This window comes from Rhodococcus ruber (assembly GCF_016804345.1).
In the GTDB taxonomy this organism is placed as follows: domain Bacteria; phylum Actinomycetota; class Actinomycetes; order Mycobacteriales; family Mycobacteriaceae; genus Rhodococcus; species Rhodococcus ruber.
Genome location: NZ_CP044211.1, coordinates 283,508 through 299,274, shown reverse-complemented (window position 1 = coordinate 299,274; position 15,767 = coordinate 283,508). Strand labels below are relative to the sequence as shown.

The window sequence follows — 15,767 nt, the reverse complement described above, 5'->3', positions numbered from 1 at the left end:
CGAGGTGAACGTCCGGTGTGCCCTTTGGGCTGCCCCAGCCGCCCAAAGGACACACCGGCCGCGGAGCGGCCTACAGGACCTGCGACAGGAACTGTTGCAGGCGCTCGGTTTTCGGGGCGTCGAACAGTTCCTCGGGTGGGCCGGTCTCGACTACCGCGCCGTGGTCCATGAACACCACGGTGTCCGACACCGAGCGGGCGAAGCCCATCTCGTGGGTGACGACCACCATCGTCATGCCGCCCGAGGCGAGGTCGGCCATGAGGGCGAGCACCCCCTTGACGAGTTCCGGATCGAGCGCCGAGGTGGCCTCGTCGAAGAACATCACCTGTGGGGCCATCGCGAGGGCGCGGGCGATCGCGACGCGCTGCTGCTGCCCGCCGGACAGGTTGCCGGGACGGGAGTCGGCCTTGTGTTTCAGCCCGACCAGGTCGAGCTGTTCGAGGGCGAGCGCGCGGGCCCGTTCCTTCGACAGCCCCTTGAGCTTGTGGGGGCCGAGCGCGATGTTCTCGGCCACCGTCTTGTGCGGGAAGAGGTTGAAGTGCTGGAACACCATCCCGATCCGCTGCCGCAGCTCGTCGGGGTTGTCCTTCAGCACCGAGCGGTCGTCGAGGAGGATGTCGCCGGCGTCGGGTTCGTGCAGCCGGTTGAGCACGCGCAGCAGGGTCGACTTGCCCGAACCGGACGGGCCGACCACGGTGACGGTCTTCCCGGCGTCGACGTGGATGTCGACCCCGCGCAGCACCCGGTTGGTTCCGAAGGCCAGGTGCAGCCCGGTCCCGGTGAGGGACACACTCTCGGGGACGGTGGTCGGCATCGGTCAGCCCCTCTCCACGACGAGTTCCTGTTCGAGCGGGTCGAGGGTGGCCTCGGGCCGGCCGGTGCGCAGGCGGTGGTCGATGTAGTTCACGAGGTGCGTCAACGGCACCGTGAGGATCAGGTAGAACAGGCCCGCCGCGACGAGCGGGGAGAGATTGCCGGTCTGGGCGTTCAGGTCGCGGCCGACGGCGAACAGTTCCCGCTGGGTGGCCAGCAGGCCGAGGAAGTAGATGAGCGACGAGTCCTTGATGAGCGAGATGAACTGGTTCATCAGCGCGGGCAGCACGCGCCGCACCCCCTGGGGGATCACCACCAGCGTCAGCGCCCGGCGGTAGCTGAAGCCCAGGGCGCGGGCAGCCTCCATCTGCCCCGGTTCGACCGACTGGATGCCCGATCGGAAGATCTCCCCGATGTAGGCGGCCGCGAGCAGCGCCAGGGCGGCGGCGCCGAGCCAGTACGGGTTGTTGCCCGTCAGGCCCTGCACCACCGGTCCGGCACCGAGGCCGACGAGGAGGATGATCACGACGGCGGGCAGCCCCCGGAAGATGTCGGTGTAGACGCGGGCGGGCCAGCGCAGCCAGCGGGTGCGGGAGATCCCGGCCATGGCGAGCAACATCCCGAGGATCGTCCCGGCGACGCCCGACGTGACGGCGAGGATCAGGGTGTTGGGCAACCCGGTCTTCAACAGATCGGGGAAGGCGTGCCGGTACAGCTCCCAGGAGAAGAACGTCTCGCGCAGCTGCTCGAGCGTGGACTTCGGTGCCGTCGCTCCCGGTTCCTCGCCGGCGTTCTCGGCGGCCAGCGCCGCGAAGTCCGGTAGGTCCGGTTCCGGCGCGGCCCTGCTGCCGGGCTTCCAGCCCTCGGGCAGTTCCCGGGGCACCCATCGGGTGTACAGCTCGGCCCAGGTGCCGTCGGCGATCACCGCGTCGAGCCCGGAGTTCAGGGCGTCGATCAGCGGCTGGTTCTCCCTCGCGACGGCCCAGCCGACGAAGTTGTTGAGGCTGAAGGTGTTCTGCACGATCGACGTGGGATCGCCGGGGGCGATGGCGCCCTCGGCCTGCTGCGACGGCGCCACCCACGCGTCGATCTGGCCGGTCTTCAGGTTCGCGTAGGCGGTGTTGTAGTCCGGGAACTTCACCGGATCGAGGCCGAGGGTGTTGACGACGTAGTCGTCCTGCACGGTGCCCTGCACGACCCCGATGCGCGTGGCGGCGTTCAGGTCGCCGAACCCGCGGATCGGGCTGCCGTTCTGCACGACCAGCGAGAAGTACCCGAAGTCGTAGCCGTTGGTGAAGCCGACCAACTGGCGCCGTTCGTCGGTGGTGGTGATCGACGACGAGCCGACGTCGAAGCGCCGGCCGGCCACCTGGGCGAGCAGGCCTGCGAACTCGGTGCCCACGAACTGCACACGCAGCCCGAGCTTCTCCGCGACAGCCTTCAGCAGTTCGTTGTCGTAGCCCGTGAACTCGCCGCTCGAGTTCACGCAGATGCTCGGTGGCGCGTCGGAGAGCGTGCCGACGGTGAGCACGCCGGGGGTGACGAGGTTCAGCCCCGCGACGTCGACCGAGTCCAGGGACACCACGTCCGGCGTCGTGTACCGGTCCTCCGCGGCGGCGGCCGACGTGTCCAGGTTCGCCGGCGCCGCGGACGCCGAGCCGACTCCGGGCGGGGAACACAGATCCTGGGGAGCAGACGGTCGATCACCCCCCGACGAGCAGGCCGTCGCAGTCAGCGCCAGGAGCACCGCCAGGAGCAGCGCCGCGACGGTGCTCCGTTTCGCGATCACGGATTCGGGCATGGTGGGAGCCTAATCCGAATCGAGCCGCCGGACGGGCGGGTCAACCGCCGGACGGCTCGATCGAGACCGTGGAGGCCCGCAGCCGCTCCCCGCAGTGACTGCACGTCAGGACAGGGGTGAAGGTGTGGTCGCACTCGCGGTGACACAGGACGATCGCGGGTCCCTCCGGTGCGCGGAACCAGCGCAGCCCCCAGTCGATCATGCAGGCGACGACGGGGAAGAACGCGCGCCCCTTGTCGGTCAGGTGATAGGTCACCCATGCCGGGCGGGCGGGATTGGGCAGTTCCTCGAGCACGCCGAGTTCGGTGAAGCGCCGGAGCCGGCCGGCCACCACCGCCGGCGGCGCACCCATGCGCTCGGCGAACTGCCCGTAGCGGGTGGCGCCGAGGAACGCCGCCCCGAGCAGTGCCGCCGACCACCGGTCGCCGAGCAGTTCCATCGTGTGCGGCAGGATCTCGGGCGAGCGAGCGCGGCCGGACCGGCGGCGCCCGGTCGCCGCGGGCACGCTCCGCGACCACTGCCCGCTGGGGCCGAGCTGCGCCTCGACGTCGGGTGCGCCGACGGGACGGTCGCAGTGGCCGCACACGAGGACCGGGGTGAACCGGGCGGCGCAGCCCGTGTGCCGGCGGGCCGGGAGCCGGCCCCTGTGGTCGGGCGCCCACTGCTGCTCCCACGCCCACATGGTGAGCAGGACCGGCCACACGCCGTGGCCGCGTGCCGTCAATCGGTACTCGTGCCGGGCCGGCCGCGCCTGGTATTGCACCCGCTCGAAGAGTTCCGCGTCGGTGAGGCGGGTCAGCCGCGCGGTCAGCACCGCGTTGGAGATCTCCCCCCGCTCGATCCAGTCCCGGTAGCGGCGGTCGCCCTGCAACGCGTACCGCAGGATCCACAGGTTCCATTCGTCGCCGAGGATGCCGAGGGTGACCGCGATCGCGTTGTCACCGCCCGGCTCGAGTTCGGTGACCGTGCCGGAACCTGCCATCGACACATGATCATAGGTTCAGGACGTCGCCGGCCCGGTCCGCGTCCCGCCACCCCGGCAGGTCCGAACCCGCCGCCCACGTCGAGTGGGTGCCGCTCGAGACCCGTTCGGGCAGCCCGATCCGCGCGAGCGGGCCATCCGCCGGTCGCCGTGCGTCGAAGACCAGGCATTCGGACCGGTCCCGGTTCATGTCGGTGGTGATCGTGATCAGGTAGCCGTCGTCCTCGCCCGCGGACCCGGTGCGGGGCGCCATCACCGTCTCGCTGCCGAAGACGCCCTCGCCGAACGAGTAGTGCTCCTCTGCTCCGGTCTGCACGTCGTGTTTGACGAGCCCGTCGAAGAGGAACCAGCCCGGCACCCCCGTCGCGGCGTAGGTGTAGCGGTGACGGATGCCGCCGTGATGCGGATTGATCATCCCGAACTCGGTGACGGACTCGGACAGCCGCTCCTCGGTGAGCGAACCGGTGCGCAGGTTCAACCGCCAGCGATGCAGGTGGGTGCCCATGCGGTCGAGCGCCAGCGAACGGAACAGCCGCCGGTAGAGCGTTCCGGTGCCGTCGTCCGGCGGTTCCGGCGTCTCCTGATGGAATCCCTCGAGCACGATCTCGTCGCCGTCCTCGTAGGCGTTGGTCCAGTGCAGCACGTAGGTCGGGTCGGCGTCGAACCAGACGATCTGGTCCGGGCGGCCGCGCCGGGGTAGGACGCCGAGCCGCATCGGCAGGTCGGGGTGGTAGCGCGGCACGTACTTGCCGTGCGCGAGGGACTCCGGGATCCAGAACAGGGGACAGTCGTTGAGGATCGCGTAGTTCTCGGTGAATGCCATGTCGTGAGGCAGGCGCGGGCCGGGCAGGGGGATGTCGACGTAGTGCGCCAGCCGGTCCTCGGCGTCGACCACGCCGTAGTGCAGGTACGGGGCGTCGGTGCCGTAGTTGAAGAACAGCAACTCGCCGGTGCGGGCGTCGGCCTTCGGATGGGCGGAAACGCCCCAGTCGGAGGGGAATCGGCCGTCCCACGTCGCCTTGCCCAGGGTCTCGAGGGTGGTCGGGTCGAGGCGGTAGAGGTCCCCGCACTGCCAGAAACTGGTCAGGGCGACGCCGCGATGCACGGTGACGTCCGTGCTGGAGGCGTCCTTCATGTGGCCGCGGGCGCCCCAGCCGTCCCGGCGGATCGAGTTCTGGGGCCGTTCGGCGATGCCCGCCCACAGCGGGCCGCCGGCCTCCTGCTCGGCCAGGAAACCGTCGGTCCTCACGAATCTGTTTCGGTAGAAGGCCTTTCCGTCCCGGAAGCCGACGACGTGCACCATGCCGTCACCGTCGAACGGATGGTAGAGACCTTCGAGTGCGGGGTGCGCCGGGTTCTCGGTGTTACGCAGGTACACGCCGTCCAGGTCGGCCGGCAGGTCGCCGACCACCTCGAGGTCGTCGGCGCGACGCTCGGTGTGCTGCGGACGCCACGGACCGGTGCGGTACGGGTGGTCGTCGTCCGCGGGCAGGGTGGACAGCGCCCGTCCCAGGATCTCGAGTTCCATGGAAGTCCTTTCAGCCGACGACGAAAGCGACCGTGGTGGTGGTACTTCCGCCGATATTCAGGGTCGCGGCTCGGGCGGCGCCGGGCACCTGGTAGTCGCCGGCGCGCCCGGTGATCTGGCGGTGGCAGTCGAGCAGCATCCGGACTCCGGTGGCGCCGACCGGATGCCCGCCGCCGAGAAGCCCGCCGCTGGGGTTCACGGGGATGCGGCCACCGATCTCGAGGTCGCCGTTCTCGATCGCCTGCCAGCTCCGGCCGGGGGCGGTGATCCCGAAGTGGTCGACGGGCAGGTATTCGCCGACCGTGAAGCAGTCGTGGGTTTCGATCAGGTCGAGGTCGCGGACGCCGCCGATGCCGCTCCGCTCGAACGCGTCGACGATCGTGGCGCGCACGTGCGGCATGACGAGGGGATCGTCGTCGTCGCGGGTGAGTTTGCCGGACAAGGACAGTCCGACCGTGCGGTGGCCCCAGCCGAGGATGCGGGTCATGTCGTCGACGGTGCGGGGGTGCCGGCTCAGATAGCGGTTGCTCAGCAGCACCACGCCTGCGGCCCCGTCCGTCAACGGACTGCAGTCGGTCCTGCGGAGGCGTCCTTCGACCACCGGATTGGCGGTGTCGTCCGGGCCGAAGCTCCCGGGTCCGTAGGTCCGGTTGCGGGTCTGCGCATTCGGATTGGCGCGCGCGTTGCGGATGTTCAGTTCCGCGATCGCCCGCAGGTGCTCGTCGTCGAGGCCGTAGCGGCGGTCGTACTCGTCGGCGATCCTGTCGAACATGTACGGCCACATGTACTTCGCCTCGGCACCTTCCTGTCCGACCCAGGCCGCGGCGTCCATGACCCGGGTGCCGGCGTCGCCGGGGACGCACCGTTCGAGTTCGACGCCGAGCACGAGGGCACAGTCGTAGCGCCCGGCCTCGAGATCGGCCGTCGCGGCGAGCACGGCGAGTGAGCCGGATGCGCAGGCCCCCTCGTGCCGGGTGGCCGGGATCCCCCACAGTTCGGGCAGCACGGAGGCCGGCATGCCGCCGAGGTGTCCCTGACCGGTGTAGAGCTGTCCGAAGGCGTTGCCGACGTGGATCACCCCGACGTCGGCGGCGTCGATGCGGGCGTCGTGCAGCGTTTCCGTCACCGTCTCGGCGACGAGGTCCGCAAGGTTCCGATTTTCCCTGGTCAGGTTCCGCGCGAAGTCGGATTGGTATCCACCGGCGATCCACACGCCCGCAGGGTTCACGCCGCTCACCGCCTGGGTTCGACCGTCCGTGGTTTCAACTACAGTAAACAGAGTGACTGGTTCGGCGCAACGGTGGGCTCGCGGGTAGCCGGGAACCCTGCACTCCGGTTGCCGCGTCCCCGGCGGCCCGAGCCCGCTGTCAGGCCAGGCCGGAGAGCGGCGGCGCGGAGTTCTCGTCCCGCCACCCGATCGCCTCGACGAGGTCCGTCAGGTCGTAGTCGGGTCCGCTCACTCCCACGGTGAACAGGGTGACGCCGGCCTCGACCAGCGGGGCCGCGTTCCCGGTACCGCGCCACGGCACGGACCGTTCGATCTGGTTCGGCGAACGGCCGACGTCGGCGCAGCGCGCGGCGAGGATCCCGGCCTTCTCCCTGTGGGTGTCGAGGTCGCCGAAGCTGTGCCAGATGTCGGCGTACTGCGCCACCAGGGGGATGGTCTTGCGGGGTCCGCCGCCGCCGATGAGCAGCGGGATGTGCCGGGTCGGCTGGGGGTTGAGCTTCGCGAGCCGCGCGGTGATCCGGGGCAGGTATTCGCCGAGCAGATTCAGCCGGGAACCCTTGGTGCCGAAGTCGTAGCCGTACTCGTCGTAGTCCTTCTCGAACCAGCCGGCGCCGATGCCGAGGATGAGCCGGCCGCCGCTGATGTGGTCGACGGTGCGGGCCATGTCGGCGAGCAGATCGGGATTGCGGTAGCCGCCGCCGGTGACGAGCGCCCCGATCTCGACGCGCTCGGTCTGTTCCGCCCAGGCCCCGAGCATCGTCCAGCATTCGAAGTGGGCGCCGTCCGGGTCCCCGGAGAGGGGATAGAAGTGGTCCCAGTTGAAGACGATGTCGGCGCCCGCGTCCTCGGCGCGGAGCACGGTGTCGCGGATCTTCCCGTAGTCGGGCTGGTGCTGGGGCTGGAGTTGGAGACCGATGCGTATGGGACGGTGCATGGGTCAACGGTAGGGCCGTCGCGCGGGTCTCGCAGCCGATCCGCGGCCGCGTTCCGGTGGTGCGGCCGACGGCTCGGGCGCACAGTGAAGGAATGCGCCTCACCGAACCTGCCGCACCACCGACCGGGCTGCGCCGCCGATTCCTGCGTGCTCCGATCCACCTCTACCGGATCGGGCTGGGGCGAGTGCTGGGTCGCAGATTCCTGCTGCTGCACCATGTCGGCCGGCGCAGCGGCGTGCCCCGGCAGACGGTGCTCGAGGTGGTGAACCACGAGGACACGTCCGGCGGATTCGTCGTGGCCGTCGGCTTCGGGAAGCAGACCGACTGGTACCGCAACCTGCGGGCGCACCCCGCGGCGCGGATCGAGTCGGGGCGCGAGAAGCTGGCGGTCACCGCCGAGTTCCTGCCGCCCGACGACGCCGCGGAGTTCATGGCGCGGTACGGGCGCCGGCACCCGAAGGTCGCGCCGCGGTTGTGCGCGGCGATGGGGTTCGAGGTCGACGGCAGCGAGGCCGACTATCGGGCGGCGGGCCGGCAGCTGCGGTTCGTGCGGTTGCGCCGTACCTGAGACCGCTCAGCGGTCCGCGCCGGTGAGGCTCGCGAACCGCTGTGCCAGGCCCTGCAGGAACGACTCGAGCGCCAGCTCGAATCCGTCGCGGTCGATCTCGTCCGCATGTTCGCGCAGCCGGTGTGCCTGGGACAGATGCGGATAGCGTTCCCGGTAGATGGTGAGATCGTCCAGGAAGCCCCCGGAGAACGAGGCGATGGCCGAGCCGACGACGAGGTACTTGATCGACGCGCCGATCAGGGTTGCGGTGCGCGGGGGCCAGCCGCAACGGGTGAGACCGCCGTGCACGGCATTGGCGTGGTCGAGGGCGAGCTCTCGCCGGCCGGGGCTGCGTGCGAGGAAGGGGACGAGGTTCGGGTGCTCGGCGAGGGCGGCGCGGTAGGACCTCGCCCAGCGCCGCAGCGCGTCGAGCCAGTCGTCGGCGTCGAACCCGCCGACGTCGACGGACTCCCCGATCCGGTCGGCGATGTCGTCGAGCAGTTCGTCCTTGTTCGCGTAGTGGCTGTAGAGCGACGGGGCGCGGACGCCGAGCTCCGCGGCGATCTTGCGCATGGACAGTTCGTCGAGGCCGTGCTCGTCGACGAGGCGCAGCGCGGTCTCGCGGATGAGCGGGCGGCTGAGAAGCGGGGTGCGGGGCCGGGCCATCGATGCTCCCTCCTCGTCGGATCCGGGACCTGGACAACCTAACACTGTCAGGTTACAGTCGGGGAGTAGGCAGCACCAGAGCGAACCACCCCCTCGTCCCGGCGAATCAGGTAGCGCGGCGCGGGGATCGGTCGTCGCCGGTGTTGCGCTCGCACAGGCACAACCGTGACGGAAGGCCCCCATGAACCTGAAGCTCACCGACGAAGAGCTCGCGTTCCGCGACGAACTGCGCACGTTCTTCACCACCGAGTTCCCCGCCGAGATCCGCGAGAAAGTCGCGGCCGGCCGGCACCTGGAACGCGACGAGGTCGTCCGGAGCCAGCAGATCCTCAACGCCAAGGGATTGGCGGTGCCGAACTGGCCGGTCGAGTGGGGTGGCAAGGACTGGACCCCCGTCCAGCGCCACATCTGGCTCGACGAGATGCAGCTCGCCTCCGTGCCCGATCCGCTGCCGTTCAACGCATCCATGATCGGACCCGTGATCGCGCACTTCGGGTCGCAGGAGCTCAGGGAGCGCTTCCTGCCCGCCACCGCGAACCTCGACATCTGGTGGTGTCAGGGATTCTCGGAGCCCGAGGCCGGCTCCGACCTCGCTTCCCTCAAGACCCGCGCCGTGCGCGACGGCGACGACTACATCGTCAACGGCCAGAAGACGTGGACCACCCTCGCCCAGCACGCCGACTGGATCTTCTGCCTGGTGCGCACCGACCCGGATGCGCCGAAGAAGCAGGCCGGCATCTCGATGCTGCTCATCGACATGAACACCCCCGGCCTGACCGTCCGTCCGATCAAGCTCGTCGACGGCAGCTACGAGGTCAACGAGGTCTTCTTCGAGAACGTGCGCGTCCCCGCCGAGAACCTGGTCGGCGAGGAGAACGCGGGCTGGAGCTACGCGAAGTTCCTGCTCGGCAACGAACGCACCGGTATCGCCCGCGTCGGGGCCACCAAGGTCCGGCTCGCCCGCGCCAAGCAGCTCGCCGCACGGACCCGTGCCGGATCCGGCACCTTGCTCGACGATCCGCTGTTCGCCGCGCGCCTCGCCGAGATCGAGAACGAGCTCCTCACACTCGAACTCACCCAGCTGCGGGTGGTCGCCGGTTCCGCCGACGGCAAGCCCAATCCGGCGTCGTCGCTGCTCAAGCTGCGCGGCTCGGAGCTGCAGCAGGCGGTCACCGAACTGCTCACCGACATCGCCGGACCCGACTCGCTGCCGGTCGGCGCGGAGGGTATCGACTCGCCGGAGTGGGCGCAGCGCACCGCCCCGACCTACCTGAACTACCGCAAGGTGTCCATCTACGGCGGATCGAGCGAGGTGCAGCGCTCGATCATTGCCTCCTCGATCCTCGGATTGTGAGCCACTGTCATGAACTTCGAACTCGATACCGAACAGGACCTGCTCCGCAAGACGGTCCGGGACGTGCTCTCGGGCACCTACGACACCGAGACCCGTAACAAGGTCGCCGATACCGACCGCGGCTGGAGCACCGACGTGTGGCGCCAGCTCGCCGAGCTCGGCGTGCTCGGCCTGCCGTTCGCCGAGGAGCACGGCGGAATGGGTGCCGGACCGGTGGAGATCATGGCCGTGATGGGCGAGATCGGCCGGGCGCTGGCCCCCGAACCGCTCCTGAACGCGGTGTTCCTGCCGGGCGGCCTCGTCGCCGAGGTCGGCACCGACGCGCAGCGCACGGACCTCCTGCCGCGCCTCTCGGAGGGCGCGCTGTTGCTCGCGTTCGCCCACGACGAGCCGGGCAGCCGCTGGCCGGCAGTCGAGGTCGCCACGAGCGCCGCCCACAGCGGCGGCGGCTGGACCCTGACCGGCCGCAAGAACCCTGTGCTGCACGGGGACTGCGCCGAGACGTTCGTGGTCTCGGCGCGGCTGCCGGAGGGTGGGGTCGGGCTGTTCCTCGTCGACGCCGACGCGGCCGGCGTCACCCGCACCCCGTACCGCACCCACGACGAGCGCCGCGCCGCGCAGCTCGTCCTCGACTCGGCCGCCGCCGTGCCGCTCGGTGAGGCCGCGGACGTCACCTCGGCGATCACCGCCGCCCAGGTGCGGGCGCAGGCCGCGCTGTGCGCGGAGGCCGTCGGTGCGCTGTCCGAGACGCTCCGCCTGACCACCGATTACCTGAAGCAGCGCAAGCAGTTCGGCGCCCCCCTCGCCCGTTTCCAGGCGCTGACCCATCGCGCGGCCGACATGTACGTCCTGCTCGAACTGGCGTCGAGCATGAGCCTGTACGCCACCATGGCCCTCGCCGACGGCATCGTCGACCCGACGATCGCGTCGCGGGCGAAGCTGCAGGTGGGCCGGTCGGCCCGGAAGCTCGGGCAGGAGGCGATCCAGATGCACGGCGGTATCGGGATCACCGCCGAATACCCGGTGGGCCACTACGTGAGCCGGCTGACCGCGATCGAGCACACGCTCGGCACCATGGAGGACCACGTGCGGGTGCTTGCCGGATCCGTCGCGGACTACGACCGCATCGAGGTCGCCGGCATGTGACGACACGGGCTCACTCCCGGGGCAGCAGCGTCCCCAGCGGTCCGAGGTCGATGTTGAGATCCTCGGGGGTGAGCCCGAAGTGGTCGCGCAACTCCCCCATGCGCTCCTCGAGCAGCATGAGGGTGGTGCCGATGCGCTCGATCTGCTCGTCGCTCAGGTCGCCCTCGTCCACGCGCCGCAACGCCTGCCGTTCCATCAGTTGCCGCAGCAACTCCACGAGGGTGAGCACGAGCGTGACCAGTCCACGCTCGACCGACTCGGGATCGGCGTCGATACGCGGTGGGATGCCCTCGAATTCAGTCATCGACCGGAGGCTCCAGGGCGTCCCGCGGGACGGGTGGCTCGATCGCCGTGACCGACAGCGTGCTGACGGAGGAGATGAGCGCCCGCAGCGAGATCTGCACCATGTCGACGTCCGCGATCGAAAGCTTGATGTCGCCCGTGATGACGACGCCGCCGGCGAGCACCCGGTCCAGCAGATCGATCAGGGCGATGCGACGCTCGCCGTCCACGGAGGGGTCGACGTGCTTCATGCCGTGTCCCGTTCGACGCCGGCGAACGAATACGGCGGCCACGGCCCGGTCAGCTCGAGCCGGATCCCGCGATACTCCTTGCGGAGTTCCTCGACGGCCCTCGCGAACTCGTCCGCGCGGTCGTCGTCCACCAGATAGGTGCCGTTGAGCACCATCCAGTCCCGGCGGCCGCTCAGCGCCGGATCCGTCGCGGGCTGCCGCCGACCGGCGGCGGCCTGCCGCAGCAACCGGGAGTGGATCTCGTCGGCGCGGGCCGCGGCGTCGCGTTCGACGGACTCCTGCGCGGCCAGCTGCGCGCGGCGTCGGAGCAGATACGCCGTTCCCGAACCCTTGGCGCTGCCTGCGATCTGCGCTTCCGCGACCGCGTCGGCGAGGGCCTGCCGGTCGCCGTACGCCTTGACACCCCATTCGGTGCGACCCGTCACGAGGGTCAGCGCCGACTCGAAGTCGGCCTGCCGCTCGTCGAGGAGGTCGCGCACACGGGCGTCGTCGAGGTAGACGGTCGCCAGGCGCAACGGGACCGCCGGACCGCGCTGGGCGACGGTCGAGACGACCGCGTCGTGCGCCCGGGCCGTCGCCTCGAGCCACGACAGGTCCTCGAGATTGCGTTTCAGCGGCTCCTCCCCGAACACCGCGAGCGGCACCGAACCCACGACGGCCGTGAGCCCCCCGGATCCCACGGCGCGCACCGACTCGCCGGCGACGCCGGCCAGCCCGCCGAGATCCCCCTCGGCGAGCCGGTCGTCCGTCACGGCGTACAGCCACACTCCCGTTCCGTCAGCCACGGTCCTCCTCTTCGTCACGGGCGCTCTCGACGGCCGCGCGCCGGCCCTGCCCGGCCTCGAGTTCGGCGATCCGCTCGCGCAGCCGCCGGTTCTCGAGTTCCAGCTTGTCGTCCTCCCGATCGAGCTCGCGGTTGCGGGCCTTGCTGCTGAGCCACGGATCCGATTCCCACCAGTCGATGCCCACCGCCTTCGCCGTTTCGAGCGACGCGACCACCAGCCGCAGTTTGATGGTGAGCAACTCGATGTCGAGCAGGTTCACCTGGATGTCCCCGGCGATCACGAGGCCCTTGTCGAGGACCCGTTCGAGGATGTCGCCGAGGTTCGTCGACTGATGGCCGCCCCCGTACGGCTGCGGCGACGAACTGCCCCCCACCACCGTCATCGCCGGTCCCTTTCGCCGATGTCGCTGCTGCCGCGGCCGTACCGTTTGGTCCGGCGGTACGCCAGCAGGTTTCCGTCCAGGTCGATCTCCACCTCGTAGAGGGCCAGCATGTCCGCCGACGACGGAATGCGCCGGTCCTCGAGCACCTCGACCTCCACGGTCCAGCCGTGATCCGTGGGTTCCACCGAGGTGGCCCCCTGCGCCTCCTTGGACGTCAGCTCCACGAGGTGCTCGAGGGCGGCCGCGGCGGCCTGCGCTGCCGTCAGGGGTGGCAGCTCGCCCGCTTCCTCGTCGTCGTGGACGTCGCCGGAATCCTCGGGCGTGGCCTTGGCGCTCACGGGTTCTCACTCCCCCCTCGCGGCGGGTGTCGTGCCGCCGCCCGGCCGGATCATGCGGTCCAGGACCGCCTGCTGTGCTTTCTCCTTCTCTTCTTCCGACAGATGTCCGGCCGCCGCCGCCTCGTCGATCTCCTCGAGTTCCTTGCGAATGGTCGCGGGGTCGTGCATCTTCTGCTCGACCTGGTCCTGGATGACTTCGCCGAGCCAGAGCACGCCTTTGACCGGTGCCAGCGGCAGCGTGAGGATGGCCGAGATCAGTCCCATGCGTCAGCCCTCCGGTTCCCGCTTCATCACGAAGTCGTACGCCGCCATGGGGCCCAGCAGCGTCATCTCGACGCGGCCGTCCCATTCCTGCGCGAGCGAGCCGACCGCCTCCTCGAGTTCGTCCTGCCGGTCGAGTTCGACGAGGACGGCAATGTGCGCCGCGTCCTCCTCGTGGGTGGGCTGCCGCTCGTTGACCATCGGTTCGAGGGCCTCGAGGGCGTCGATCACCCGGCGGGTGTCCTCGGCGCGTTTGGCCTCGATCGCCTGGTTGATGATCTCCCCGAGCGCCATTCGGGCGTCGCGGGTGGCGTCCTCCGACTTGTCGCGGATCTCCTCGCGCAGCCGGGCGGCCTCGGAGTTCTCGTCGAGCACCTCGCGCAGCACGGCGTTCTCGACGTAGCGGCCCTTGATCACGAACTGTGCCCGGCCCTCCAGCTCGTCGAGGGCAGCCTTCAGCTCGTCGTGGTTCTCCTCGAGGAGTTCCTTCTCGACCGCCTCGGCGTCGGTCATCACCGCCCCGAACCGCAACGGCAGTACGGGGACGACGGCCGCGGAACCGTCCAGCAGTTCCGCGTGCGCCTTCAGGTCGTCGGGCGTGCCGAGGGGCCTGTCGACCGAGATCTCGCTGACCAAGGCGGCGACGTCGCCGTGACGCACCACCGTGACGTCGCTCTGCGGATCACCCACACCCTTCGCGTGCTCCTCGGGCTCCACGTCGGCCGGCACGATGCCGTAGACGTACATGGCGGTGCTCTGCCCGCCTTCGCTCTCGGGTGCCTCTGCGGCCTGATCGGTGGACATCAATCCCCCCTTCGCTTCGGTCGGCTTGCCGTCTCCCGCTTGTCCTCGACGTCGCCGAGGAAGTCCATCACCTTCTCGCCCGCGGCCTCGAGCGCGCCCTTGGTCTTGTGCTTGGACCCGCCCTGGGTGATGTCACCGACGAGGTCGGGCAGGCCCTTCGGCTCGTTGTCGGCGATCTCCAGGCGGTTCACCGCCTCGGCGAACCGCAGATAGGTGTCGACGCTGGCCACGACGATGCGTGCGTCGATGGTCAGCAGCTCGATGCCCACCAGCGACACTCGCACGAACGCGTCGATGACGAGTCCCTTGTCCAGGATGGTGTCGATGACGTCGGCGAGGCCGGAGGAGTTCGGGCGGGCCATCGTGCCGCCGCCGCCCCCTCCGCCCCCGCCGCCGGCGGGTTGGATGGTCATGTGCGTGCTCCTCGCCTGGCGCCCCTACGTGTGCCCGTGCGCCGCCGCCGTGCCGGTGCCTCCTCCTCGTCCTCCTCTTCGGGCTCCTCCTCGGTCTCGTCCTGCATGCCTTCGTCCTCGTCGTCCTGCAGACCCTCGTCCTCCTCGTCCTGCTCCTCGGGGAGTTCGTCCTCGTCCTCTTCGTCGGAGAGTTCGTCCTCAGCGCCTTCGTCCTCGGCGCCTTCCTCTCCGACGTCCTGCTCCTGCTCTTCCTGTTCCCGTTCCTCCTCCTCGCGCCGGGCGGTCTCGTCGTCCTTGACTACCTCGCTGTCACGGATCTCCCCGTGCCAGCCCACGACGTCGTCCGGGTGCAGGACTGCCTCCGTCATCACGTGCCGCTCGAAGTGCTTGAGTTCCAAGCGCGCTCGTCGACCGACAGCGCGCCACAGGTTGGCGGTCTTCTCGAACAACCCCCGCGGGTGGTACTCGAGCACCATGATGATCCGGGTCAGATTGTCGGCGAGTTCGTGGAAGGTCACCGCCCCGTCGATGTAGCCCTTGGCGCCCTTCGAGCGCCACACGATCCGATCGAACGGAACCTGCTCGAGGATCGTCGACTCCCAGTTGCGCCGGGACCAGAAGACCTTCCCGGTCCATTGCAGCTTCTCGTCGGAGGCCTGCTCGACCTGCTCGACCTTCTTCATGAACTTCGGCCAGTCGGCGAATTGCGTCCACAGGTCGTAGGCGAGGTCGATCGGAACACCGACGTCGATCTGCTCGACGATGTTGGTGAGCTTGAGCTTCTTGTTGCCGCCGCCCTTACCCTTGCCTTCGCCGCCGCCGAGGGATTCCTTGACGTCGTCGAACTTGTCCTTGGCGGTCTGCTTGACGTTCTCGAACCCGCCGCTCAGCGCCGCGGTGATCGGCGACTTGCCCTCGGCGGACTTCTGCACACCGGTGATCGCGCCGAGCAGATTCCCGCCGCCGCCCTCGGCATAGTCGTTGAGACGTCCCGCCGTTCCGGTCACCTTGTCGGAGACCGTGGACAGGGCACGCTCGGCGAACGTGCCGGCCAAGCCCTGCAGCGACTTCTGCAGGTGCTTGGTGGGCGAGAGATCCTGTGCCGCTTTGCCGGCGCTGCCGGCCGCCCCCGTCGCCGTCTTTCCCGCCCGTCCCGCAGTGCCGGTGGCGGTCTTCCCGGCCTTGCCGGCCGTCTCCCTGGCGGTCTTGCCCAACCGGCGGGTGGCGTCTTCGAGTGATCGCGTCATCGGA

General features: G+C 69.8%; 19 protein-coding genes. 3 read left to right on the top strand and 16 right to left on the bottom strand.

The genetic code is table 11. The features are described 5' to 3' along the window. Positions 1-70 precede the first annotated feature (70 nt). The 6 genes from F1734_RS01455 to F1734_RS01430 all read right to left on the bottom strand — a co-directional run bounded on the left by F1734_RS01455 (position 71) and on the right by F1734_RS01430 (position 7,286). A complete protein-coding gene (locus F1734_RS01455; protein WP_010596296.1) occupies positions 71-814 on the bottom strand; it encodes an amino acid ABC transporter ATP-binding protein in 744 nt (247 codons plus the stop codon). Positions 815-817: 3 nt separating this feature from the next. After that, positions 818-2,614: an ABC transporter substrate-binding protein/permease gene (locus F1734_RS01450; RefSeq protein WP_017681621.1), complete on the bottom strand. Its 1,797-nt coding sequence runs from the start codon at positions 2,612-2,614 to the stop codon at positions 818-820. Positions 2,615-2,654: 40 nt separating this feature from the next. After that, complete coding sequence (locus F1734_RS01445) at positions 2,655-3,596, bottom strand: winged helix-turn-helix transcriptional regulator (protein ID WP_172603522.1); 942 nt, start codon at positions 3,594-3,596, stop codon at positions 2,655-2,657. A gap of 10 nt (positions 3,597-3,606) precedes the next feature. Then, complete coding sequence (locus tag F1734_RS01440; RefSeq protein ID WP_048771235.1) at positions 3,607-5,124, bottom strand: carotenoid oxygenase family protein; 1,518 nt, start codon at positions 5,122-5,124, stop codon at positions 3,607-3,609. 10 nt (positions 5,125-5,134) lie between these two features. Beyond that, positions 5,135-6,361, bottom strand: a complete 1,227-nt coding sequence (locus F1734_RS01435; RefSeq protein ID WP_191902519.1) for an acetyl-CoA acetyltransferase — start codon at positions 6,359-6,361, stop codon at positions 5,135-5,137. Between the two features lie 130 nt (positions 6,362-6,491). Next, a complete protein-coding gene (locus F1734_RS01430) occupies positions 6,492-7,286 on the bottom strand; it encodes an LLM class F420-dependent oxidoreductase (protein WP_010596289.1) in 795 nt (264 codons plus the stop codon). Between the two features lie 92 nt (positions 7,287-7,378). Between F1734_RS01430 and F1734_RS01425 the strand changes: the two genes are divergently transcribed. Continuing rightward, a complete protein-coding gene (locus F1734_RS01425; RefSeq protein WP_010596288.1) occupies positions 7,379-7,855 on the top strand; it encodes a nitroreductase family deazaflavin-dependent oxidoreductase in 477 nt (158 codons plus the stop codon). A 6-nt stretch (positions 7,856-7,861) separates the two neighbouring features. Here F1734_RS01425 and F1734_RS01420 read toward each other — a convergent pair whose 3' ends face one another. Further along, the gene (locus tag F1734_RS01420; RefSeq protein ID WP_203011266.1) at positions 7,862-8,500 is read right to left on the bottom strand and encodes a TetR/AcrR family transcriptional regulator; all 639 of its coding nucleotides are present in this window, start codon (positions 8,498-8,500) and stop codon (positions 7,862-7,864) included. A 181-nt stretch (positions 8,501-8,681) separates the two neighbouring features. Here F1734_RS01420 and F1734_RS01415 point away from each other — a divergent pair, with 181 nt between their 5' ends. Together F1734_RS01415 and F1734_RS01410 are read left to right on the top strand one after the other, a co-directional pair. Further along, entirely contained in the window at positions 8,682-9,854 is a 1,173-nt protein-coding gene (locus F1734_RS01415) for an acyl-CoA dehydrogenase family protein (RefSeq protein ID WP_119700214.1), read from the top strand. Positions 9,855-9,863: 9 nt separating this feature from the next. Further along, entirely contained in the window at positions 9,864-11,000 is a 1,137-nt protein-coding gene (locus tag F1734_RS01410) for an acyl-CoA dehydrogenase family protein (RefSeq protein WP_017681628.1), read from the top strand. Between the two features lie 10 nt (positions 11,001-11,010). Here the strand turns inward: F1734_RS01410 and F1734_RS01405 are convergent, their stop codons facing one another. From F1734_RS01405 to F1734_RS01365, 9 genes are read right to left on the bottom strand one after another with little or no spacing between them, the layout of a single operon-like run. Next, positions 11,011-11,304, bottom strand: coding sequence for a gas vesicle protein K (locus tag F1734_RS01405; protein WP_003934962.1), 294 nt, complete (start codon positions 11,302-11,304; stop codon positions 11,011-11,013). Beyond that, entirely contained in the window at positions 11,297-11,533 is a 237-nt protein-coding gene (locus F1734_RS01400) for a gas vesicle protein (RefSeq protein ID WP_010596284.1), read from the bottom strand. The genes F1734_RS01405 and F1734_RS01400 overlap by 8 nt, the downstream gene beginning before the upstream one ends. Further along, positions 11,530-12,318: a GvpL/GvpF family gas vesicle protein gene (locus tag F1734_RS01395; protein ID WP_203011265.1), complete on the bottom strand. Its 789-nt coding sequence runs from the start codon at positions 12,316-12,318 to the stop codon at positions 11,530-11,532. Before F1734_RS01395 ends, F1734_RS01400 begins: the two co-directional genes overlap by 4 nt. Beyond that, complete coding sequence (locus tag F1734_RS01390) at positions 12,311-12,700, bottom strand: gas vesicle protein (RefSeq protein WP_119700212.1); 390 nt, start codon at positions 12,698-12,700, stop codon at positions 12,311-12,313. The genes F1734_RS01395 and F1734_RS01390 overlap by 8 nt, the downstream gene beginning before the upstream one ends. Then, the gene (gene gvpO / locus F1734_RS01385; RefSeq protein WP_003934958.1) at positions 12,697-13,038 is read right to left on the bottom strand and encodes a gas vesicle protein GvpO; all 342 of its coding nucleotides are present in this window, start codon (positions 13,036-13,038) and stop codon (positions 12,697-12,699) included. The genes F1734_RS01390 and gvpO overlap by 4 nt, the downstream gene beginning before the upstream one ends. 6 nt (positions 13,039-13,044) lie before the next feature. Continuing rightward, a complete protein-coding gene (locus F1734_RS01380; protein ID WP_003934957.1) occupies positions 13,045-13,302 on the bottom strand; it encodes a gas vesicle protein GvpG in 258 nt (85 codons plus the stop codon). Positions 13,303-13,305: 3 nt separating this feature from the next. After that, a complete protein-coding gene (locus F1734_RS01375) occupies positions 13,306-14,103 on the bottom strand; it encodes a GvpL/GvpF family gas vesicle protein (RefSeq protein WP_124258483.1) in 798 nt (265 codons plus the stop codon). After that, positions 14,103-14,516 carry a gas vesicle protein GvpJ gene (gvpJ, locus tag F1734_RS01370; protein ID WP_124258484.1) on the bottom strand — a complete coding sequence of 138 codons (414 nt, stop codon included), beginning with the start codon at positions 14,514-14,516 and terminating at the stop codon, positions 14,103-14,105. Before gvpJ ends, F1734_RS01375 begins: the two co-directional genes overlap by 1 nt. After that, entirely contained in the window at positions 14,513-15,763 is a 1,251-nt protein-coding gene (locus F1734_RS01365) for an SRPBCC family protein (protein ID WP_203011264.1), read from the bottom strand. Before F1734_RS01365 ends, gvpJ begins: the two co-directional genes overlap by 4 nt. Between the last annotated feature and the right edge of the window lie 4 nt (positions 15,764-15,767).